Origin of the sequence: Sutcliffiella horikoshii (assembly GCF_044809035.1) — a bacterium.
Classification (GTDB): domain Bacteria; phylum Bacillota; class Bacilli; order Bacillales; family Bacillaceae_I; genus Sutcliffiella_A; species Sutcliffiella_A horikoshii_G.
Genome location: NZ_CP085237.1, coordinates 1,694,726 through 1,716,966, shown reverse-complemented (window position 1 = coordinate 1,716,966; position 22,241 = coordinate 1,694,726). Strand labels below are relative to the sequence as shown.

General features: G+C 40.2%; 26 protein-coding genes. 9 read left to right on the top strand and 17 right to left on the bottom strand.

Features of this window, described 5'->3' with window-relative positions:
• Window positions 1-136: 136 nt before the first annotated feature.
• The 3 genes from pyc to glsA all read right to left on the bottom strand — a co-directional run bounded on the left by pyc (window position 137) and on the right by glsA (window position 5,129).
• Window positions 137-3,580: a pyruvate carboxylase gene (gene pyc, locus LG307_RS08975; RefSeq protein WP_404449900.1), complete on the bottom strand. Its 3,444-nt coding sequence runs from the start codon at window positions 3,578-3,580 to the stop codon at window positions 137-139.
• A gap of 233 nt (window positions 3,581-3,813) precedes the next feature.
• Entirely contained in the window at window positions 3,814-4,095 is a 282-nt protein-coding gene (locus LG307_RS08970; RefSeq protein ID WP_010192813.1) for a YlaN family protein, read from the bottom strand.
• A 104-nt stretch (window positions 4,096-4,199) separates the two neighbouring features.
• Window positions 4,200-5,129, bottom strand: a complete 930-nt coding sequence (glsA, locus tag LG307_RS08965; RefSeq protein WP_404449898.1) for a glutaminase A — start codon at window positions 5,127-5,129, stop codon at window positions 4,200-4,202.
• A 117-nt stretch (window positions 5,130-5,246) separates the two neighbouring features.
• Here glsA and LG307_RS08960 point away from each other — a divergent pair, with 117 nt between their 5' ends.
• Entirely contained in the window at window positions 5,247-5,747 is a 501-nt protein-coding gene (locus LG307_RS08960) for a peptidyl-prolyl cis-trans isomerase (protein WP_404449896.1), read from the top strand.
• 52 nt (window positions 5,748-5,799) lie between these two features.
• On the opposite strand, the gene LG307_RS08955 is transcribed toward LG307_RS08960, so the two are convergent.
• On the bottom strand, window positions 5,800-7,128 hold the full coding sequence (locus LG307_RS08955) for a PhoH family protein (RefSeq protein ID WP_404449895.1): 1,329 nt from the start codon (window positions 7,126-7,128) through the stop codon (window positions 5,800-5,802).
• Window positions 7,129-7,355: 227 nt separating this feature from the next.
• Here LG307_RS08955 and LG307_RS08950 point away from each other — a divergent pair, with 227 nt between their 5' ends.
• Window positions 7,356-7,985 (top strand): YhcN/YlaJ family sporulation lipoprotein, encoded by a 630-nt coding sequence (locus LG307_RS08950; RefSeq protein ID WP_404449893.1) that lies wholly within the window; start codon window positions 7,356-7,358, stop codon window positions 7,983-7,985.
• A 298-nt stretch (window positions 7,986-8,283) separates the two neighbouring features.
• Here LG307_RS08950 and LG307_RS08945 read toward each other — a convergent pair whose 3' ends face one another.
• Complete coding sequence (locus LG307_RS08945; protein WP_404449891.1) at window positions 8,284-8,742, bottom strand: pyridoxamine 5'-phosphate oxidase family protein; 459 nt, start codon at window positions 8,740-8,742, stop codon at window positions 8,284-8,286.
• Between the two features lie 168 nt (window positions 8,743-8,910).
• Here LG307_RS08945 and LG307_RS08940 point away from each other — a divergent pair, with 168 nt between their 5' ends.
• On the top strand, window positions 8,911-9,111 hold the full coding sequence (locus LG307_RS08940) for a YlaI family protein (protein WP_064101248.1): 201 nt from the start codon (window positions 8,911-8,913) through the stop codon (window positions 9,109-9,111).
• Window positions 9,112-9,114: 3 nt separating this feature from the next.
• Window positions 9,115-9,546, top strand: coding sequence for a hypothetical protein (locus LG307_RS08935; RefSeq protein ID WP_404449889.1), 432 nt, complete (start codon window positions 9,115-9,117; stop codon window positions 9,544-9,546).
• A gap of 49 nt (window positions 9,547-9,595) precedes the next feature.
• On the opposite strand, the gene LG307_RS08930 is transcribed toward LG307_RS08935, so the two are convergent.
• The 3 genes from LG307_RS08930 to typA form a co-directional block, all read right to left on the bottom strand.
• The gene (locus LG307_RS08930; protein ID WP_404449888.1) at window positions 9,596-9,880 is read right to left on the bottom strand and encodes a hypothetical protein; all 285 of its coding nucleotides are present in this window, start codon (window positions 9,878-9,880) and stop codon (window positions 9,596-9,598) included.
• A gap of 14 nt (window positions 9,881-9,894) precedes the next feature.
• A complete protein-coding gene (locus LG307_RS08925) occupies window positions 9,895-10,209 on the bottom strand; it encodes a YlaH-like family protein (RefSeq protein ID WP_404449887.1) in 315 nt (104 codons plus the stop codon).
• Window positions 10,210-10,308: 99 nt separating this feature from the next.
• A complete protein-coding gene (gene typA, locus LG307_RS08920) occupies window positions 10,309-12,144 on the bottom strand; it encodes a translational GTPase TypA (RefSeq protein WP_404449885.1) in 1,836 nt (611 codons plus the stop codon).
• A 128-nt stretch (window positions 12,145-12,272) separates the two neighbouring features.
• On the opposite strand from typA, the gene LG307_RS08915 reads away from it, so the two are divergent.
• Window positions 12,273-12,458: a YlaF family protein gene (locus LG307_RS08915; RefSeq protein ID WP_404449884.1), complete on the top strand. Its 186-nt coding sequence runs from the start codon at window positions 12,273-12,275 to the stop codon at window positions 12,456-12,458.
• 73 nt (window positions 12,459-12,531) lie between these two features.
• Here the strand turns inward: LG307_RS08915 and LG307_RS08910 are convergent, their stop codons facing one another.
• Complete coding sequence (locus LG307_RS08910; protein ID WP_404449883.1) at window positions 12,532-13,329, bottom strand: inositol monophosphatase family protein; 798 nt, start codon at window positions 13,327-13,329, stop codon at window positions 12,532-12,534.
• 162 nt (window positions 13,330-13,491) lie between these two features.
• On the bottom strand, window positions 13,492-13,680 hold the full coding sequence (locus tag LG307_RS08905) for a hypothetical protein (protein ID WP_010192786.1): 189 nt from the start codon (window positions 13,678-13,680) through the stop codon (window positions 13,492-13,494).
• A 212-nt stretch (window positions 13,681-13,892) separates the two neighbouring features.
• Here LG307_RS08905 and LG307_RS08900 point away from each other — a divergent pair, with 212 nt between their 5' ends.
• Window positions 13,893-14,540, top strand: a complete 648-nt coding sequence (locus tag LG307_RS08900; protein ID WP_404449882.1) for a YktB family protein — start codon at window positions 13,893-13,895, stop codon at window positions 14,538-14,540.
• Window positions 14,541-14,602: 62 nt separating this feature from the next.
• Here the strand turns inward: LG307_RS08900 and LG307_RS08895 are convergent, their stop codons facing one another.
• Entirely contained in the window at window positions 14,603-14,878 is a 276-nt protein-coding gene (locus tag LG307_RS08895; protein ID WP_404449880.1) for a UPF0223 family protein, read from the bottom strand.
• 54 nt (window positions 14,879-14,932) lie between these two features.
• Window positions 14,933-15,892: an NAD(P)H-dependent flavin oxidoreductase gene (locus LG307_RS08890; protein WP_404449879.1), complete on the bottom strand. Its 960-nt coding sequence runs from the start codon at window positions 15,890-15,892 to the stop codon at window positions 14,933-14,935.
• A gap of 179 nt (window positions 15,893-16,071) precedes the next feature.
• Here LG307_RS08890 and LG307_RS08885 point away from each other — a divergent pair, with 179 nt between their 5' ends.
• Complete coding sequence (locus LG307_RS08885) at window positions 16,072-17,553, top strand: aminotransferase class I/II-fold pyridoxal phosphate-dependent enzyme (RefSeq protein WP_404449878.1); 1,482 nt, start codon at window positions 16,072-16,074, stop codon at window positions 17,551-17,553.
• A 60-nt stretch (window positions 17,554-17,613) separates the two neighbouring features.
• Here the strand turns inward: LG307_RS08885 and LG307_RS08880 are convergent, their stop codons facing one another.
• Window positions 17,614-17,739 (bottom strand): GapA-binding peptide SR1P, encoded by a 126-nt coding sequence (locus LG307_RS08880; RefSeq protein ID WP_082380950.1) that lies wholly within the window; start codon window positions 17,737-17,739, stop codon window positions 17,614-17,616.
• A gap of 191 nt (window positions 17,740-17,930) precedes the next feature.
• Entirely contained in the window at window positions 17,931-18,230 is a 300-nt protein-coding gene (locus LG307_RS08875; protein ID WP_010192774.1) for a DUF3055 domain-containing protein, read from the bottom strand.
• Window positions 18,231-18,382: 152 nt separating this feature from the next.
• Between LG307_RS08875 and LG307_RS08870 the strand changes: the two genes are divergently transcribed.
• On the top strand, window positions 18,383-18,808 hold the full coding sequence (locus LG307_RS08870) for a DUF1885 family protein (RefSeq protein WP_404449877.1): 426 nt from the start codon (window positions 18,383-18,385) through the stop codon (window positions 18,806-18,808).
• A gap of 40 nt (window positions 18,809-18,848) precedes the next feature.
• On the opposite strand, the gene LG307_RS08865 is transcribed toward LG307_RS08870, so the two are convergent.
• Together LG307_RS08865 and LG307_RS08860 are read right to left on the bottom strand one after the other, a co-directional pair.
• Window positions 18,849-19,781, bottom strand: coding sequence for a polysaccharide deacetylase family protein (locus LG307_RS08865; protein WP_404449876.1), 933 nt, complete (start codon window positions 19,779-19,781; stop codon window positions 18,849-18,851).
• A gap of 103 nt (window positions 19,782-19,884) precedes the next feature.
• Window positions 19,885-20,133, bottom strand: a complete 249-nt coding sequence (locus tag LG307_RS08860; RefSeq protein ID WP_226681054.1) for a hypothetical protein — start codon at window positions 20,131-20,133, stop codon at window positions 19,885-19,887.
• A gap of 222 nt (window positions 20,134-20,355) precedes the next feature.
• Between LG307_RS08860 and LG307_RS08855 the strand changes: the two genes are divergently transcribed.
• Window positions 20,356-20,748: a hypothetical protein gene (locus LG307_RS08855; RefSeq protein ID WP_404449874.1), complete on the top strand. Its 393-nt coding sequence runs from the start codon at window positions 20,356-20,358 to the stop codon at window positions 20,746-20,748.
• 78 nt (window positions 20,749-20,826) lie between these two features.
• On the opposite strand, the gene lpdA is transcribed toward LG307_RS08855, so the two are convergent.
• Window positions 20,827-22,239 (bottom strand): dihydrolipoyl dehydrogenase, encoded by a 1,413-nt coding sequence (gene lpdA, locus LG307_RS08850; RefSeq protein ID WP_404449873.1) that lies wholly within the window; start codon window positions 22,237-22,239, stop codon window positions 20,827-20,829.
• Window positions 22,240-22,241 lie beyond the last annotated feature (2 nt).

The window sequence follows — 22,241 nt, the reverse complement described above, 5'->3', positions numbered from 1 at the left end:
CTCACCCACCATTATAGTAACAGATATTTGAGAAGGGAAATTTGGATGGGTTGTGGTCCTTATTAATATAGATAAAATAAATAGAACCCAAGAATGATGGCACACCATTCTCAGGTTCTATTGTAAGTAATTTCAATTAAACTTTATCCACTTCAATCAACAAGTCCCCGGTTGCAATCCCTTCTCCAGCTAATACGTGTATTTCTTTAACTGTACCGCCGAATGGAGCTTGTACGGTTGTTTCCATTTTCATTGCTTCTGTGATCATCAGATGATCCCCTTTGGAGACTTTCTCCCCTTTTTCCACCAATACCTTAATAACCGTCCCAGGCATGGTAGCGCCGATATGCGTAGGATTCGTTCCATCCATCTTAGGTTTTGTTACCACATCAGATTTAACATTTTCATCTTTGATGTTCACTTCACGTGGTTGCCCGTTCAATTCAAAGTATACCACTCTCGTACCATCCTTTTGCGGTTCCCCGATGGAAACGAGTTTCACCATCAATGTTTTTCCTTGCTCGATTTCCACTTGGATCTCTTCCCCAAGTCTCATACCGAAGAAGAATGTCGGTGTATCTAGAACAGATACATTCCCATACTGTTCATATTTCTTTTGATAATCTAAGAACACTTTTGGATACAAAGCGTAAGCAATCATCTCGTGGCTTGTCACTTGGCGGTTCAATGTTTCAAACAGGTTTTTACGAATTTCCTCGAAGTCAACATCATCTAATAACTCGCCTGGACGAACCGTAATAGGTGATTTCCCTTTCAAGATGACTCGTTGAAGTTCTTCAGGGAATCCACCATGCGGTTGTCCCAAATACCCTTCAAACAATTCAATAACAGAATCCGGAAAGTCGATTGCTTCTCCTTTTTCCAATACATCTTGCTCCGATAGGTTGTTTTGAACCATAAACAAGGCCATATCGCCGACTACCTTAGATGAAGGTGTCACTTTGACAATGTCTCCAAACATGTCGTTCACACGACGATACATTTGTTTCACTTCTTCCCAGCGAGCTCCAAGCCCTACAGCTTTTGCTTGCTGCTGAAGGTTACTATATTGACCTCCAGGCATTTCGTGCATGTATACCTCGGAGTGAGGACTGTTCATTCCACTTTCAAAATCACTGTAGTATTTTCGGACATCTTCCCAGTAATGAGAAAGCTGTTCGAGCGCTTGAACAGATACATCTGGTTTGCGGTCCGTTTCCTCTAGGGCATAGTATAAAGAATTCGCACTAGGTTGAGAAGTCAGTCCCGCCATGGAGCTGATGGCAACGTCCACAATATCAACGCCTGCCTCAATTGCTTTTGCATACATGTAGATGCCGTTTCCACTAGTATCATGTGTATGAAGGTGAATTGGAATATCCACCGTTTCTTTTAAAGTGGAAATTAAGCGATAAGCTGATTGCGGCTTTAACAGTCCTGCCATGTCCTTGATTGCAAGGATGTGAGCACCGCTTCTTTCCAATTCTTTAGCCATATCACAATAGTATTGAAGATCGTATTTTGTTCGGCTTGGATCATTGATATCTCCTGTATAACAGATTGCCGCCTCTGCCAATTTTCCAGTGTCGCGAACTGCATCAATCGCCAAGGTCATTCCTTTAACCCAGTTCAAGCTGTCAAAAATCCGGAAAACATCAATGCCTGCATAAGCAGATTTCTCGACAAATTCCTTGATCAGATTGTCAGGATAGTTCTTATAACCTACTGCATTGGAAGCTCTAAGCAACATTTGGAAAAGAACATTCGGTGCCTTTTCTCGCAGTGTGAGCAGACGGTCCCAAGGGTTTTCACTTAAGAATCTATATGCAACATCGAATGTTGCTCCTCCCCACATCTCCATGGAAAATAGATTTGGCAATAATTTCGCTGTAGGTTCTGCAATCTGTTTCAAATCATTTGTACGAAGTCGTGTTGCCAATAAGGACTGATGGGCATCTCGAAAGGTTGTATCTGTCAACAAGACATCCTTTTGATCTGTTACCCATTTTACCAATCCGTCCGCTCCTCGCTCATCCAAAATTTGCTTGGTTCCGCTTGGCACTTTCTCAATATGACTGACTTCCGGCATTCTAGGATTCGTAAAGATAGGTTTCTTCCTTTTTTCTACACCTGGGAATCCATTTACCGTTACATTACCAATATAGGTAAGCATTTTTGTACCACGGTCTTTTCGTTTTGGAAAGACGAATAATTCAGGTGTTGTATCAATAAAGGAAGTATCATATTCCCCATTCATGAAATTCGGATGCTTCACTACATTTTCTAGAAACGGGATATTCGTTTTAATTCCTCGAATACGGAATTCTTTCAGATTCCGCTCCATTTTGGAAGCTGCCTGTTCGAATGTTAACGCCCATGTAGAGAGTTTGACAAGCAACGAATCATAATACGGGGTGATAACTGCTCCTTGATACCCATTCCCAGCATCTAGACGCACACCGAATCCTCCACCTGAACGGTACGCCATGATCTTGCCTGTATCCGGCATGAATCCGTTTAATGGATCTTCGGTTGTGACTCGCGACTGAATCGCAAATCCATGAACACGGATGTCTTCTTGTTTCGGAATACCAAGCTTGCTACTATGTAAGGCATGTCCTTCCGCAATCATGATTTGTGACTGAACGATGTCCACACCTGTTACCATCTCTGTAATGGTATGCTCTACCTGTACACGAGGGTTAACTTCTATAAAATAGAATTCGTCTCCTGCAACCAAGAACTCCACAGTACCTGCGTTAATGTAATCCACATTTACCATTAGCTCTACTGCAGCGTCGCAAATTCGTTGACGCAGGTCATCTGAAAGGGAAACACTTGGTGCAATTTCAACGACTTTCTGATGACGTCTCTGAATCGAACAATCCCGCTCAAACAAGTGGATGATTTCTCCGTGTTGGTCACCAAGTATCTGCACTTCGATATGTTTTGGATTTTCTATCAACTTTTCCACATACACATCATCATTGCCGAATGCTGCCTTTGCCTCTGACTTTGCGCGGTCAAATGACTCACGCAGTTCAGATTTACTGCGGACTATTCGCATTCCACGACCGCCGCCCCCTAGTGCAGCCTTAATCATCAATGGGTAGCCGTATGTTGCAGCAAAGTCCATTACTTCATCTAATGAGTGAACAGGACCGTCTGTACCCGGAATGACAGGTATATTGGCAATCTGGGCTTGCATTCTTGCTTTTACCTTGTCCCCGAACATATCCAAATGCTTGGAAGTAGGCCCAATAAAAATAATGCCTTCTTCTTCACATTTTCGGGCAAAGTGTATGTTCTCCGATAGAAAACCATAACCAGGATGAATCGCATCAACGTCATTTGCCTTTGCTATTTCGATGATGCCATCGATATCAAGGTATGCATCGATTGGCTTCTTACCTTCCCCTACTAGATATGCTTCATCCGCTTTATAGCGATGGAATGAGCCTATATCCTCATTTGAGTAAATAGCAACTGTGCGAATATTTAGTTCTGTACAAGCTCGAAAAACACGAATTGCAATCTCGCCGCGGTTCGCAACTAGAACCTTATTTATTTTTCTCGTCATATTGTCTCCCCCTAGTAGCTACTTCTCACATATCACATGGAAAAGTTTAGAATATTTTATCAATTATAAAAGCAATTATACATTATTTTTCGATAACTTTCCTCTTTTTCGATACAATCCTTACTAATTATGTAGAAAAAATGAGATTAATGTTGATTTTGAGCCCAAAACTAAAAGAACTTTAATAAAAACGCTCAATCAGCAACTATCATCTGATTGAGCGTTATTTAGTATTAATTTCTTTCCCATGCTTCATAAAGTGCGGATAGTTCTTTTTCCAATTTAGAAAGGATGTCTTTCCCCTCTTTTTCGGATATCAAGCCTAATCGAACCGCAAAATCCATTTCACGAGAAAGTCCGAACATCTGCGTGTCCAACACTTCTTCATACAATGGACATTGGGGCATGGTTAAATTGTCCATTTGGACTTGAATCAGCTTTAAAATTTTATCTGAATCAGCTTTTAAAAGCGTAATAGCTTTATCACGATGATCGACCACGATATCTGATGCCAATATCGATCCCTCCGTTCACGTACAATTACCTATCTTATCTATAAATTTTATCGTTATTTTTAAAAAATTGCAAGGAGGATTCGCGCATTTACTATAACTGAATATTAAAACATGCTTAAATCATATTTATCCTGTAGTAATTGTAATAATTTTAGCCCTGTGTGGCTGTTCCCCACTTCATTTAAGGGAGGTCCAAAAATTCCAATCCCCATCCGTCCGGGGACAGACCCCATAATTCCACCTGATACACCACTTTTAGCCGGAATACCAATTTTAATGGCAAATTCTCCAGAAGCATTATACATCCCACAAGTAACCATAAAGGTTTTACAGATCCGTGCTACCTCCTTTGGCATCACACGTTCATTCGTTAACGGATTAAGCCCATCCATTGCAAATACAGCACCCATCCTTGCCAGCTGGAGGCAATTCAGTCTAATGGCACAGTGTTTCGTATATACTTCCATGATTTCTTCTACATTGCCATGAATTACGCCGTCACCCTTCATATAAAAACAAAGAGACCTGTTTAAAAAAGAAGTAGTGAATTCTGAGATGGCTACTTCTTCGCAAAAATCAATATCCGGTTCATTCGTAAGTTTGCGGACAAATTCCAATATATAATCCACTTTGTCTTGTGCATTACTGCCTTTCATCATGGACGTCACAGCAAGTGCACCCGCATTAATCATCGGGTTTAATGGTTTGGCTTTTGAGGAGGTTTCCAATTTAATAATAGAATTGAACGGGTCACCGGTGGGCTCCATCCCTACTCTATGAAAAACATGTTCTGGTCCATAATCCATCAAGACAAGTGCAAGGGTAATAATTTTGGATATGCTTTGTAACGTAAATCGTTTATCGATGTCACCTGCCGACACACAGTTTCCATCTGGGTAGACAATGGCACATGATAAATGATCTGGGTTTTCTTTTTGTAAAGCAGGTATGTAGTTAGCCACTTTCCCTTCAAATGCTACTTTCTTCGCTTCCTCCACTAATGACCGTAGATCTTCCTTACTCTTGCATGCCAATTTACGCTTCACCCTTTTTATCCGACATGATAATCTACCATTAGATTCCCCGATAACATGACAAAAAAACATTCAAGTTATATAATAATGAAAAGGATTACAATTGGGGGGTACAACATGGAAAATATCATCAGAATAGAAGGCAAGGTAAATTTCTCGATTACGCTTGATCCGGGTGTCTGGATTTTCGACGATCGCAGAATTGATTTGGATACATATTTCACGGAAGAAAAACGTGAGAAAAAAGATGAGCTTGAAGAATATACAAAAGCAGTTTCGAAACATTGGGAACGAGAAATCAGAGAAGGTGCGATTCACCCTCCAACCTTGAAATCAGAACGTAGATTTGAAAAGGAAAAACTCCTGAATGGTACATTCGGAATAAAGTTTGGTCCATTTTTGCACAATGCAGAGCCACAACCTGATTCTTCCAAAGTCGTTTTTGTAGGGGCGGAGTCTGAATTGGAAGTGGACATCCCAACTGCACAGGAGATCATCCTTGCTTTTTCCAAAAGCGGCAAGCCTTTAAAAGAAAATGGACCTGTCCACATTTATTTTGAGGATGGCTCCAATCATTCAGAACCTCTTACAGGTGTACATAAAATCATTGTCAAATAACATTGGGCTTCCCAAAAGTGCCGCCGTCACAAAGTTACGGCGGCACTTTTATTTATAAAAGGTCAGCGGCCAACTTTGCAAGCATGGAGCGTTCGCCTTTAACAAGCTTCACATGCCCCGCAAGCTTCTGGTCTTTAAAACGTTCCACCACATAAGTCAACCCATTGTTATACTCATCCAAGTAAGGATGGTCAATTTGCTCCGGATCACCCATCAGAACAATTTTACTCCGCTCCCCTACCCTCGTCAAAATGGTTTTCACCTCATGCTTCGTAAGGTTCTGCGCTTCATCAATAATAATAAATTGTTCCGGAATGCTTCTGCCCCTTATATAAGTTAATGCTTCCACTTCAATGGACCCCATGCCAGCGAGTATTGCATCAAGCTCTCCCGGTTTTTTAGTATTGAATAAATATTCCAAGTTATCATAGATCGGCTGCATCCACGGTCGCAGTTTCTCCTCTTTTTCCCCAGGAAGAAAACCGATATCTTTGCCCACAGGTACAATAGGACGTGCCACTAGCAGTTTTTTATAACGGTTCAAGTCCTCTGTCTGCATGAGTCCTGCAGCAAGTGCCAAGAGTGTTTTTCCCGTTCCTGCCTTACCCGTCAGTGTAACAAGTGGAATATCTGACCGCAACAGCATTTCAAACGCCATCGTTTGTTGCACATTTCGAGGTCGAATTCCCCAGATATGGTCTTGATCAAAAACCAGTTTTTTAACTTTTTTTCCGGTGGAGTCAATAATGCCCACTGCCGAAGCCGAACCTCCCAATGCATCCTTCATAATGACAAATTGATTGGCATAAAACGGGTGATTGGCTAATTCCGCGGCGCTGATTTCCCCTTTAACATAAAAAGCGTTAAGGGTATCTGTCGGAACATAAATCTCAAGAAAACCTTTATAAATATGATCCACTTCCACTACCCGATCATTTAAAAAGTCCTCGGAAATCAATCCGATTGCATCTGCCTTCACGCGTACCAAGGCATCCTTACTCACCAATATAACGATACGTCCATCTTCTTTTGTCTGCTCTTCCAATGAAAGATTTTTCGCGACAGCAAGAATCCTATTATCATTTGTCTTCTCCACAAAAATTTCCTGCAGCTGATGAAAGCTTCGGTGGTTTAATTCAATTCGAAGCGCTCCACCGTTGTGTAAAGGGATTTTTTCATGAAGCTTCCCTGTTGCTCTAAGAGAATCAATTATTTTTGAGACTTGTCTGGCGTTTCTTCCTATTTCATCCATATATCTCTTTTTCGAATCCACTTCTTCTAGAACCACTGCTGGAATTACTACCTCATTATCCGCAAAAGAATAAATTGCATATGGATCCTGTAACAATACGTTTGTATCCAAAACATAAATTTTACCCAACTTGCCGCCTCCTACTCTCAGCCCTTCTATTGTCTTTCTGGAGTGAATCAAGGCATCCTCCCTTTCATTATATGGTCCCGATACAATTAGTGTGTTACTACTTGACCATAAAAGAGGGACGGACCGTTGTTAAAATATATGTCGGAATGAATAAAGATAGAAGAACAAATAAACAATAAAATCAAGTCAGATGAAAATGGGATCATCCTAAAAAAGGAGTGAAATAGTTGAAAAGATATTTATTAGTGACCGCAATCGTTACATTGTCCCTGACAGGTTGTATGAACAATCAACCAAGAAATATTTCCAGTGAAGATGAAAACTCCCGAATTATTCATGTTAAAGATTCTGCAGATGTGCAGGTGGATAGAAAAACAGGCCAGGAGGTATCCGCTCATCTGGTGGAACTGGCTACAAGGGTACCAAATGTAAATGATGCGACAGCTGTTGTGCTTGGTCCTTATGCGGTGGTAGGCATCGACGTAAACTCCGATTTGGACAGGGAAAGAGTCAGCACCATTAAATATTCAGTTGCCGAGAGTTTAAAGAACGACCCTTATGGTGCTACAGCTATCATCCTTGCAGATGCGGACTCGTTTGTTCGCTTGCAGGAAATGGGACGAGACATTCAAAACGGCAGACCAATTACAGGTGTGATGGAAGAACTGGCAGAGATTGTTGGAAGGGTGATGCCAGAGATTCCGATTGACCTGAAAGAACCGACTGCACCAAATCCTACGGAGCAAAATAACTCCAAACTTCCCGAGAATCAACAAAAAGAGCTCGAACAAAAACAACAGAAGCAGTCCAATAACCTTAAAGACGAAGACAGATACAAGGAAGTTAAGCAGGACTAAGGATTTTTAATTAATTTCGTTGTTTGATGCCCCGAAGTGGATTAAACTCTACTTCAGGGCAGTTTTTTATGTAGTACAGGTACTGGATAGGTTTGGATATCAAGAAAATAATCAATATATCAATAAATTTCTTAATATATCAATAATTCTGGACATAAATCAATAAATTTTGGGATATATCAAGAAAAAACAGATTATATCAAGAAATCGACATCTCTCAACAATATTCGCCACCCCAACTGCATCGACGCCAATTAAAAAAACCAGGCTTCCACCTGGTTCCCACAATCACCCGCTCTTACCTAAATCTACGTATCGCTGTCATAACCTGATGATCTAATTTCTTAGCAGCTTCCACATCATAGGTCTTCTCAAACCTTGGCTCGACACTTATTTTCGCTCCATAAAACATGACATCACGCACTTCTTTAACATCAAGATGCAATAATGCCAGTTTCAATGGGACATCTTCCATTCTCTCCACTTTGACAGTTGCTTTGGTGTGAATGGAATAAACGGAATCATTGGCCATCAGATTCACCACTAGCTCGCTTTTATGTAACACATTTTTAACGATGCGTGATTCCGCATTTACAGCAAGTAATATGGATTTTTCATCTGGAGCATATAGCCAGGAGATGGCACTGACATTCGGTCCGCCTGTTTCATGATCAACAGTACTGATTGTCACCAGGGTTTCTTTTTGCAAAGCTGCTTTCAATGGTTCTACAAGAACATTTTCTACAAGGTTGGGCATCGTCCATTCCCCCACAATTTTTTTATTTATTTTAACATAACAGCATTACCATAGAAAGAAACAGCAAGTGAACCGATTTACTCATAAGCACACTCTTCTTACCAATTAATTCTTAATTTTCACCCTTTATGCTATACTATTGAGTAAGATTGAATAAAGAGGTGGACCATGAGAGTCAAGTGTGTAATTTGTGATAAAATTGAGAGCATCAATGACGAAACGTTAGTTGCTAAAAGACTTCGCAACAGACCAATTCATACATATATGTGCGACGAATGCAGTGAAAGAATCGAAAAAAGAACCAATGAGAGAAAAGCCACGGGTAATTTCAAACTTTACGAGCAAAAGCAAAATCAGGATGAGTGGTAGACCTTGTTACTTAGAGGTGCATTTACAGGTGTAGTAAGCGGAATCCTTATGGGTGCGTTTATTAAAGCCCTAGAAGTCCTTTCAGGAAAGAAGATATATGTTCTTTTGCTAAATGTCGATTTTATTCCAGGTTTCAAAGATGCAAATCTTTCGGAACTGACAGAGTTCTCCCTTCACCTGATTGTTGCTGTTTTTATCGGAATACTATTTGCTTTTATAGTGGAATACTTTCATTTTTATGATAAAAGAAGGCAGTATTTAATCGCCATAGGTATCACGTCCCCTACCGTTCTACTATATTTTCCATTAACAATCCTTGCTGTAAAAGAGACCCCTGCACCATCAGATGGATTTGCACTCCTTCTATGGTCCATCGGGCACATGGCATTTTCCATCTTTCTTCCTATATTTTATAAAACAAAGCAAAAAGGATAGATCCCTCGCAAGTGAGTATCACTCGGGAAGGAGCTATCCTTTTTCTATTCTATTCGTAATTATGGTACTTATCAGGTTCGTTTTGAATTTGTTCAAGCATCACATCGATCAGTTCAATTGGAAACCTGGTCTTGTGGCGTTCTCCGTCTTTATCATATTCAACGTAATACATCGGCTCCTCTTTAGAGATGAGGATGTTCGTGAGTTTATGATCTTCAACGAGAATCCCTTCAAATAGTACCATTGTATCTTGAGCAGATTTATCATCCGGCCTTGCCTCTGCCACCACTTTAATCGTCAGCCAATTATAAAGTGTGTCTTGTAAAGACCTCATTTACAATGCCCCCATTAAGATTCACTGCTTTCCGCTTGCTTGGAACGGTGAAGCCGAATCTTGTAGATAATCAATATTAATGCAGCCACGACCAATCCTTCTCCAACAGGAAGAAAGATTCCTAGAAAAGTAAGGACCGTACTTCCAAAAGCAAGGAATAAATAGATGACTACTGACTTTAATATAGGTAGCTTTAAGGCGAATCCAAGCTTGTACACTAATATGGACAATCCTAAAATAGTAAAATACAACAACCACATGCCTAAATCCGGGTTTTCATCGACTCGGTATAGACTAGCAAAGAAGGATAGTCTTTGGGTTACATCCATTGCCCATTCCCCATTTCTAACAGTATTAATTATAGTTATTTAGAAAAAGGGATGACATGGGTACTTTTCCAAGCACCCCGGCATCCCAGCTTCTCAATTTTATGCTTCAGCGTACTTTTTCTTTTTCGCTGCTCTTTCACGTTCGTTTTTATCAAGAAGCTTTTTACGTAAACGGATGGATTGTGGAGTAATTTCACAATACTCATCATCGTTTAGGTATTCTAAAGACTCCTCTAATGTCATAAGACGAGGTTTTTTCATGCTTACCGTTTGATCTTTTGTCGCAGAACGCACGTTAGTAGCCTGCTTCATCTTACAAACGTTAACAACAAGGTCATTTTCACGGTTATGCTCTCCAACGATCATTCCTTCATAAACCTCTGTTCCAGGCTCAACGAAGATAACGCCGCGGTCTTCAATCCCCATGATTCCATAAGTAGATGCTTTCCCTGTTTCCATAGAAACAAGAACACCTTGGCGACGTCCGCCTACTTGACCTGCTGCCATTGGCTGATAGCTGTCGAATGTATGGTTGATGATTCCATAACCACGAGTAAGGGAAAGGAATTCCGTTGTATAACCGATCAATCCACGGGAAGGTACCATGAAAATCAAACGAACTTGACCATTACCATTGTTGATCATGTCTACCATTTCACCTTTACGGGCTCCAATGGATTCCATGATTGCACCAGTGTAATCTTCAGGTACGTCAATTTGCACGCGCTCAACCGGCTCAGATTTAACACCATCAATATTTCTGATGATTACTTCAGGTTTTGATACTTGAAGCTCAAAGCCTTCACGGCGCATGTTCTCAATAAGAATGGATAAATGAAGCTCTCCACGTCCAGAAACTACCCATGCATCCGGGGAATCAGTTGGGTCTACACGCAAGCTTACATCAGTCTCCAACTGTGCATTCAAACGCTCTTCAATTTTACGGGAAGTAACAAATTTACCTTCTTTACCTGCAAACGGACTGTTGTTTACTAAGAAAGTCATTTGAAGTGTCGGCTCATCGATACGTAGAACAGGAAGTGCATCCTGCTGATCAACCGGACAAACTGTTTCCCCTACGTTGATGTCTTCCATTCCGGAAACAGCCACAAGGTCCCCAGCTTTTGCTTCTTCAATTTCCACACGTTTAAGGCCGATGAAACCGAACAGCTTGCTTACACGGAATTGTTTCACAGAACCGTCAAGCTTCATTAGTGCAACTTGTTGACCGACTTTCATGGTTCCACGGAAGATACGACCTACCCCGATACGTCCCACATAGTCATTGTAGTCAAGAAGCGCTACTTGGAATTGAAGCGGCTCAGCACTGTTATCAACAGGAGCTGGAATATGTTCTACGATGGACTCGTAGATTGCTTCCATGTTTTCGTCTTGCTTTTCTGGATTTGTACTTGCAGTTCCATTGATTGCAGATGCATATACAACTGGGAATTCCAATTGTTCTTCATTAGCACCCAACTCGATGAATAGATCGATTACTTCGTCCACGACTTCAGTAGGACGAGCAAAGTCACGGTCAATTTTGTTCACAACTACGATTGGTGTCAGGTTCTGCTCTAACGCTTTTTTCAATACAAAGCGAGTCTGAGGCATACAGCCTTCATAAGCATCTACTACTAAAAGTACTCCATCAACCATCTTCATAATACGTTCCACTTCTCCACCAAAGTCGGCATGTCCAGGTGTGTCCATGATGTTAATGCGCGTATCTTTATAGTTAATTGCCGTATTTTTAGCTAATATAGTAATCCCACGTTCTCTTTCTAAATCATTAGAGTCCATGGCACGTTCTGCTACCTGCTCGTTCGTTCTAAACGTCCCAGCTTGATGTAGCAATTTGTCCACTAAGGTTGTTTTACCATGGTCTACGTGAGCGATAATTGCGATGTTTCTAATATCATTGCGGATGTTCACTATTTCATCTCCCTAATTTTACAACTTAATAACTTTAGTATTATACCACAAACATGGTAGAAAAGAGAAAGAGACTTATGTAAAATATATGTTATATGTTATTAGCGTTATCCAAAGGAGTTGATTTTATGAAGGATATTAAGTGGATTTTCATGCTTTATGCTGTTTTGGCAGCGGTTTCTTTAGGCATGGTCGGCATCGCAATCGGAGAAAGAAACACGCTTGGAATCGTTGGGGCGTTTGTATTATTTGGTGTTGTCATGGTATTTGGTTTTAAAACAAAAAGAAAAATGCGCGAAAATGGCCAATTATAAAAAAATCAATATGTTCGTACTATAACTTAAAAAAATGAAAAGCCACGGCCTTAAATTTTTCCGTGGCTTTCATTTATTTCTTTAATTTATACAAGTAATCCTTGCTAATCACTTCATGTAAACCTGGTTTACATACAAAGACACTGTTTTGTCCAAGCATGTTAAGAGGTTCACCAAGAAGTGTGGTAACTTTACCACCGAGCTCGTTTACAAGTATTAGTCCCGCTGCAAAATCCCAAGGGGAAAGTCTCAAAGTAATATATGCATCAATTCTTCCTGTTGCTACATACGCCATTTCAAGAGCTGCAGACCCATAAGATCTTGTACCTCTTACTTTCTTCACAAGCGGAGCTAGAATGGTCGGGTCAATTCGTTTATTGTCCGTAATCCATGTAGCGTTCAAGCCGATAACAGCCTTCTCTACTGCAACCTCTTCCAATGGGGGAAGCTGTGTTTCGTTCAAATAAGCTCCTTCCCCTGCTTTTGCATGGTAAAGCTCATCATGAACCACATCATAAATTAATCCGATTTTTCCGACACCATCTTCATATACGGCAACGGATATGGCAAAATTACGCTGCTGATGGACAAAATTCATCGTTCCATCAATAGGATCAATGATCCAAACCGTTCCATCAAGTTTGTCCAGTTTATCTCCAAACCCTTCTTCACCCAAGATTTGGTGTTCTGGATAAGTCTTTCTAATTTGTTCTATAAAGAACTGCTCTGTTTCCCGGTCAATATTAGTCACCAGATCATCAGGAGAGGATTTCGTATGTATCATCAGTTCCTTGCTGAAAGAAGTTCGAATTCGTTCTCCCGCTTCTCTCGTCCATTTTTTTGCATTCTCATCAATTTCCGTCCAATTCATGTATTCTCTCCTGCCCTTCCGTTACCAAATTCATTTCAACTGCCCTAACATGTAAACTTATGTATGTTTTAGCTTAGCTTACTGAAACGAAAAGGTAAAATCAAGTAATAGGCCACACAGAAAAACGAACCTCATACAGGTTCGCCTAAGTAGCTGATGCCACTAAACCTCTAGACTTAACATTTCTTTTCTAAGCTGCTCTAATTTGGATTTGGTTTTCTTCATTTTTTCCTTATCACTCTCTTGTATTGCTTCAAATAAAACTGCCAATTCATAGTCAATTTCCATCCGCAATACCGCACGTTGATTTTCCTCTTTTTTCTTCTTCCAAGGTGTCGCTACTTGTTTCATGTTCATTCCCTCCTTCAATAAAGTTTTTCGGTTCCAAAGGATTCAATATTCTAATGGTTGCTATATCATATGAAGGGAATGAAAGATGGTAACTAAAATGTGCAGTTACCTAAAAAGAATCTAAATGCTGCTAAATCTAATCTTTTGGCAGGGGAAAATGGCTATGCTAAAATGAGGAATATAAAAGCGATGTTTAGAAACGGGGCGACTTCATGACAAACAAAAATTTTAACGGATTTAAGAAAAAAGATTTTGAAGTATTTACCATAGATGGACTTGAAGAAAGAATGGAAGCTTTAAAAGCTCAAATACAGCCTAAGTTTGAACAGCTTGGCCAATATTTCTCCCCTTCTTTAACGGCCATGACCGGGGATGAAATGCATTATCATGTTGCCAAGCATGCCAGAAGAACAAAGAATCCCCCAAAAGACTCCTGGGTTGCCTTTGCAAACAATGCCCGCGGATATAAGATGTTACCCCATTTTCAGATAGGATTATGGGAAACACATGTATTTGTCTGGTTTGCTGTAATTTATGAAGCACCAATGAAAGCATCCTTTGGTGAAGTATTGCTGAAAAATTTATCCACTATCCGGGAGCAAATTCCTTCTGACTTTGTCTGGTCCAAGGATCACACCAAGCCTGAAGTTATCCGGCAATCAAATTTGACAGAGGAGGCCCATAAAGACCTTTTTGAGCGCCTGATTCATGTAAAAAAAGCTGAAATACTATGCGGCATACAAATACCTAAAGAAGAGGCAGTCAAGCTATCTGGGGATGAAACCGTTGCGCGCATTGAAGAAGCAATACAAACAGTACGAGGGCTTTATAATCTGACAAAACAGACAGTGGAAGCTTAATTTAGATTGAATTCACTAAAAAATCTCAGAACCATCAAGGTTCTGAGATTTTCATTTTCCTATCACTTCGACATCTTTACCTGTTCGCCAGGGTTCGTGTCTTTCGCCTTTTTTATTGTACGGTAAATAGAGAACCCACTGAGTTCCTCATATTCATTTGCAAGATTTCGTTCTTCTGCCTTGCCTGGAACGATCTCTTTGAAACGGCGGTATATAGATAAAAGCTGATCACGCTCCACGCCTTTGCTGTATGTAAGCTCAACTGCTTCATATAGCGCAATAACATCTACAATTTCATCTGTAGACCAATCATAAGAAATAGGATAAGAGAAATCCATACTTTCACCTCAATGTATGTATAGTAGAAAAGTAAAGTATAGCATTTTCCTTCCCTAGTTTGTCCATTTCTCTCTAATATTTTCCGCTTCCTTCACCATTCTCGACAGAAGCTGTTCCACACTTGGCACGTCTTCTATCAATCCCATCACCTGACCCGCCCAAGCATACCCTGAGTCCGTGCTACCGTCATAAATATATCGTTTGTTTGCAGTGCCGCTGATAAATTCCTTTAATCCCTCATATCCTGCTGCTTCCTGTTCAAGTTTCAATATTTGGTCTGTCCAAGTGTTCTGAATGGCCCTTGCAGGTGCACCAAGGCTTCTTTTGATGACCACCGTATCATTTTCCGTTCCATCAATTAAGCTTTCTTTGTAAATAGGATGCGCATGCAAGCACTCCTTTGTAGCAATAAACCTTGTCCCCATTTCAATTCCCTCTGCACCAAGTGCCAGGGCAGCCATCAACCCCCGACCATCACCAATGCCTCCAGAAGCGATGACAGGGATGTTTAAGGCGTCTACCACTTTTGGGACCAATACCATTGTACCCAAGTCATTCTTGCCAAGATGCCCTCCCCCTTCCTGTCCAACAACCATCACGGCATCAGCTCCAAGTTCTTCCGCTTTTTCTGCTTGCCTCCGAGCTGCAACTAGAACTAATTTTTTACACGAAGATCCTTCCAGTCGTTTAAAGATTGGAGCAGGGTTTCCTCCCGTCATGGAGATAACTGGCACATCTTCTTCTAAAGCAACATCCAACATATGCTCAAAAGGTCTTCCATGCTGACCAATAGCGTAATTCACACCAAATGGTTTATCTGTCATCTTTCTTACTTTCCTGATTTCTTCTCTCAATAATTCCGGACTTTCCAAGCTCATTGCCGTTATTTGCCCCAGACCCCCTGCATTAGAAACGGCCGCAGCCAGGTCCGCGTATGCCAAATAAGCAAGTCCTCCTTGTATAATGGGATATTTTATATCTAAAAGTTTGGTTATTCTAGTCTCCCAATTCATGTTTATCTTCCCCTTTCTATCTCTCTTTATATGTTTCTTTTTAATGTGACAAATTCCTGCTATGCAATGAAGAGGATAAATGCTATAATTTCATTTGTTTTATGTGAATGTTTGTTCTGCGTAATTAGATGCGTTAAGATAAACGAAACCAAGCTAAATTAAAGAGGTGCATAAGTAAGTTGACATATTCTCAAAACGACACGCCATTATTTACTGGACTATTAAATCACGCTAAAGGTAACCCGGTTCAATTCCATATACCCGGACATAAAAAAGGAGCTGGCATCGATCCTGAATTCCGCGAATTCATCGGTGAAAATGCTCTTTCCATAGATTTAATCAACATTGGACCGCTTGATGATCTTCATCAGCCAAAAGGAATGATTAAGGAAGCTCAAGACCTTGCAGCTAAAGCTTTTGGAGCGGACCATACATTTTTCTCCGTTCAGGGTACAAGCGGAGCCATCATGACGATGGTGATGGCAGTTTGCGGACCCGGTGAGAAAATAATTGTGCCAAGAAATGTTCATAAGTCTGTTATGTCTGCCATCGTTTTTTCGGGAGCAGTACCGATTTTCATTCATCCAGAAGTGGACAAAGACTTAGGAATTTCGCACGGCATCACTACCGACTCCGTGGAAAAAGCATTACAACAACACCCTGATGCAAAAGGCGTTTTGGTGATCAATCCGACTTATTTTGGTTTTTCAGCTGATCTAAGTCAGATTGTTGAAATTGCTCATTCATTCAACGTACCCGTACTTGTGGATGAAGCACACGGTGTTCATATACATTTCCATGAGGAACTTCCTTTATCCGCTATGCAAGCAGGCGCTGACATGGCTGCTACAAGTGTTCATAAGCTCGGAGGCTCCATGACACAAAGTTCTATCTTAAATGTTCGAGAGGGCTTGGTGAATGTAAATCGCATTCAAAGCATCTTAAGTATGCTAACCACGACATCCACCTCCTACTTGCTATTGGCTTCTTTGGATGTTGCGAGAAAGCGTCTTGCAACGGAAGGTCATTTGCTTATTGAAAAAACGATTCAACTTGCCAATCAAACAAGGGATGCTATCAATCAAATTGAAAATTTGCATTGTGTCGGACCTGAAATTTTAGGCAGAAAAGCAACGTTTGATTATGACCCGACGAAGCTGATTATTTCTGTGAAGAAGCTCAATCTGACTGGATATGATGTAGAAAAATGGCTCCGTAAAAAATACAATATTGAAGTGGAACTTTCTGATCTTTATAATATTCTTTGCATTATCACACCTGGAGACTCTGAAGTGGAGACAGGAACCCTGTTAGAAGCCCTTAAAGAATTATCTGATGAATTTAAGCATCAGGCTGGAGATTCCGGTGAAAAAGTAAAAGTTCTTCTTCCCGACATCCCAGTGCTTGCTATCGCACCGCGTGATGCGTTCTATTCCGAAACGGAAGTAGTTCCATTCGAAAAATCCGCCGGCCGCATTATTGCCGAGTTTATCATGGTATATCCTCCAGGTATTCCTATTTTCACTCCTGGTGAGATCATAACAGAAGAAAACTTATCCTACATTACAAGAACTTTAGAAGTAGGACTTCCAGTACAAGGTCCAGAAGATCACGAATTGAAGACCTTAAGAGTCATTAAGGAACACAAAGCAATTCGATAAAATGAACAAAGAGCAGGTCCCTCATTATGCGGGACCTGCTCTTTCTATTAATTTATGATTCTAGGCTAGATCTTCGCTTTTTTCAGAGCACTGGCAATCTGCACATTTTGCGTAATAAGTCGTGACTTTTTCATCTTCAAAGTGATCTACCGCACTGTTACAAGTTTGACAAATGATTGTACCCATACCCTTCAACCTCTTTCCTAAAAGAAATTTTTTGCAAAGCTACCTTTAACTGAAAGCGCTTTATGTTGATTACTTATATCATAAATCCTCAAATGTGTTATGTCAATGATTAAATTGTATAACACATTTAATTTTGCATTATTTAGGCCAATGCCCTAAAATCGGACATTGGCCTCGAAAGAAATCAACTTTTATTCATATTGTTCTTGAAACGGACTTGCTGGGATTGCCTCAGTAAAAAACTCTGCAAGATCTTCTGCTTGCTCTTGTGAATCAATTCGGAATACATGCTGAAGGTGGTTAAGGTCGGTAATGTCTTTAGGGTCGAGGAGGGTGGAACGGCCGGTTTGCATACAGATGACAAGGGGCTTACCAAAAAACATATTCGTGTACACGATACCAAAATCATATCTAACATCTTTAGTCGTAAAGCCAACAAAACGAACAGGAACATTCTCATTGTTGTCATAAAGCTTGTCAAATAAGTTCATAAGGTACCTCCTTTTTATTTTTTGGTTATTCAGAATATTATTATAACTTAGAAATAGCTTGATTTGCAAGAATTTTCACTTAGTGATTGTCAGCAGATTTCTTGTAATGCTAGAATAGGAATAATGGAACTGTTATTTTAGGAGTGAAAACAATGGCCAGTAGCGCTTATATTAATCTAGTCCCCAAATCAAAAGAGAAAACGCTTACCGTGGAAGATGTAAAAGAATTATTAAACTATTATAAAGACATTACATCCAAAACTGGAAAGCAATTAGGATGGGAATACAGCGAGGCAGCTTTTCCTTACGAATTAAAAGAAAAACCCGAAGGTAAAGGCACATGGTTTTATTTAAAAGGTACCGAAGATCGGTATAAAATGATTCTTATTGGTGTTGGAACACAGGTTGCTACAACAGAAGAAGCTGAGCCTCTCTCCTACATACAAGTTACCTTGCATGATCAAAGCACACACGGAGATAAAGGAAAGGCTAATGAGTTGTGTAAATTCCTTGCAAAGAAGCTAGAGGCTGAACTCAAACTATTTACAGGCAGTATCATGTACTACTATAAACGTTGAACTAGAAAAGCCCGCTCACGGATGAGCGGGCTTTCTTTATTTATTGTGATTCTACGCTCGCATCCTCAGTCCCTATTAGGTCTGGGTCAAGTATTTCGTATCCTTTGTCTTGAAGCCCTTTTACTATTTCAGCTAACGCATCTTTGGTCCATTCTCGGTCATGCATCAATAGATTGGCGCCGCTATTTAAGAATTCGGTATTCACCATAATGTCTGCTAGTGACTCCGCGTCCATGTATTCTGTTTCCCAATCATAGCCATAGGTCCAATTCATGAGGATCATGCCTTCTTGTTTAACCAGTTCAATCGCATAATCTGTATTGGTTCCGAACGGTGCACGGAAGAACCGTGGACGTTCTCCTGTGATTTCTTCCACACGATCGCTTAGCTTAACGATTTCTTCATACTGCTCTTCTTCTGAAAGCTGCCTCAAGGATTTGTGCGTCATTGTATGGTTTCCGATGGGAAAACCCATATCATAAATGGTTTTTAATACTTGCCGCTCTTCTTCTGTTTCAAGGAAGTGACCATTTACAAAGAAAATAGCTTTTACTTCTAGCTCTTTTAAAATTGTTGCCATTTCTAATGCATACCAATCAGGAGCGTCATCTATTGTTAATAGAACAACTTCGGAGTTTGCATCCCCTAATGGTTCTATAGCAGAAGTAGTGGGATTTACAACATATTGGGGTTCTAGAGGTAATGTTTCCTGCGGTTGTTCCTCTTCACCTGCTTCTTCTTCATTCTGTGCTTCTTCAGAGGTGTTCACTTCTTCATTATTTTCTTCCTCTTCTGGTTTGGAAGCAGGAACACTCGTTTCTTCCGTTTCTTCCTCTTCCGCAGAAATATCATTTTCTTCTATCTGATTGTCTGTTGCAGAGGAATCTTGCTCATTTTCATTTTTAACTTGTCCATTTTGCCCGCATGCTACAAGGAGGAGCAATAATGATGCCGATAGTATCCATTTTTTCATATTCTTTCCTCCATACGTAAGTTTCAACTTTAATCATACTAGCTTTTACTATATGAAGGCAATCTTTTTCCAGATAATTAAACTTATAATAAGATCTAGGAAATCATCCACCAAATACAAAGTAGTAAAATAGGCTCTGAAAACTAAAGTAGAAAATAAAGCTGATGGCAGTTGTCATTGCGGCGTGCTTCTTTTTATGAATTATTGACATGGCGAGGGTGTAGCAAAGATAGATAAATATACCTAACAAAATAACTTTGGCCTGCATTTTATCTCTGACTGAAAACCATTCTATCAGACTATATGTACCCCAAAAAATATTTTGTATTAAAAATACCACATAATTTTTCATAAAAGCAGCTCCTTACTGCATATTTCTATTTATGTATCCGATTTTTCGTTATTGAAAACCTTAATAATTAATATGCCGGAAAGGAGCTATCTATTTTTCAATTTTGTAACATTTAGATGACAAGGCCTGTTTATATAAATTTTAATGGTAGAATAGCACCAAATAGCAGAATAAAAAATGACTATTCATTATAAATGTTGTTAATAGAAAGTGAGGATTGCCATGATTAGAGGCGCTGTTATCTTTTTCACTTTGTCTTTTTTCATTTTATCTTCCTGTCAAGAAAATCCATCAATAACCCACATTCAATTTCCTGATGATTCTCGCACCCTCGTCTTCTTTACTGATGAATCTAATCTGCAGGATGAAAGTACATATTATGATGCGATCATTGATTTGAAAAGGTCATTTCCAGATGAAGTGGCAAATTTAAAAGTTGTACATTCTGAAAATGAAAAAATTTTATATAAGCAGTTCAATGTTAAAGCAACTCCTTCATTGATTGTCGTTCATGATAATGAAGTAGTAACGCAAATAGAAGGTTCGAAACCTAAAAAAGATATTGTCGTTTCCATTGAACAAGCATTAAATCAAGCAGGGAATTCTACTTACTAACGGGTAGAAATCCCTTTTTTATTTGTAAAAAAATAAATAAGAGCCTCCACGACGGTGGAGGCTCTTAAATTAGTAATATTACTTCACGATATGGATTGGGCTTCCCATTGCCACTTCTGCAGCTTCCATTGTGATTTCTCCCAATGTTGGATGCGCGTGGATAGTCATTGCGATATCTTCCGCTGTCATACCAGCTTCAATTGCAAGACCTAGTTCAGCGATCATATCAGATGCACTAGAACCGGCAATTTGAGCTCCGATAATTAATCCATCTTCTTTACGAGTTACAAGCTTCAAGAAACCGTCTGTTGCGTTCAATGCCAATGCACGGCCGTTCGCAGCAAATGGGAATTTCGCAGCTATTACTTCGATTCCTTCTTCTTTTGCTTGAGCTTCTGTGTATCCTACAGATGCAAGTTCAGGCTCAGAGAATACTACAGCAGGAATTCCTAAGTAGTCAATTTCAGCAGGTTCTCCAGCAATTGCTTCTGCAGCAATCTTACCTTCGTAAGAAGCTTTGTGAGCAAGTGGAGGTCCTTCCACGATGTCACCAATTGCATAGATGTTAGAAACGCTAGTGCGGCACTGCTTGTCGATTTTGACAACGCCGCGATCTGTCATTTCAACACCAACCTGCTCAAGGCCAAGCTCATCTGTGTTAGGACGACGACCTACAGTAACCAATACGTAATCAGCGTCGATTGTTTGCTCTTCGCCTTTAACTTCGATTGTTACTTTTACGCCATCTTCTGTTTCTTCTACACCTTTAGCCATTGCTTTTGTGAAAATTTCCACATTTCCTTTTTTCTTCAGGTTACGCTTAACAAGTGAGCTCATTTGCTTTTCAAATCCAGCTAAGATCTCATCTGCAGCTTCCACAATAACAACTTCTGTTCCAAAGTTGGCATAAGCAGTACCAAGTTCCGTACCGATGTAACCTCCACCGATCACAACCAATTTCTTTGGAATATCTTTAAGTGCCAATGCGCCTGTAGAATCAAGAACACGCTTGGAGTACTTGAAAGTCGGGATTTCGATTGGGCGAGAACCTGTTGCAATGATACAGTTGTTGAACTTGTATGTTTGAGCAGAGTTTTCGTCCATGATACGAACTGTGTTACCGTCTACGAAGTACGCTTCACCTGAAACGATATCTACTTTGTTCCCCTTAAGTAGACCTTCTACTCCGCCAGTTAATTTCTTTACAACTCCAGCTTTCCATTCTTGAACTTTAGAGAAGTCAACTGTAACGTTCTCAGCTGTGATCCCCATGTCTTCTGAATGCTTAGCTGTTTCAAAGCGGTGACCTGCAGAAATTAACGCCTTGGAAGGGATACATCCAACGTTTAGACATACTCCACCAAGTGTGTTCTTTTCTACGATTGTTACTTTTTGTCCCAGTTGAGCCGCGCGGATTGCAGCAACATATCCGCCAGGGCCCGAACCGATGACAAGCGTATCTACATCAATTGCGAAATCTCCTACTACCATTT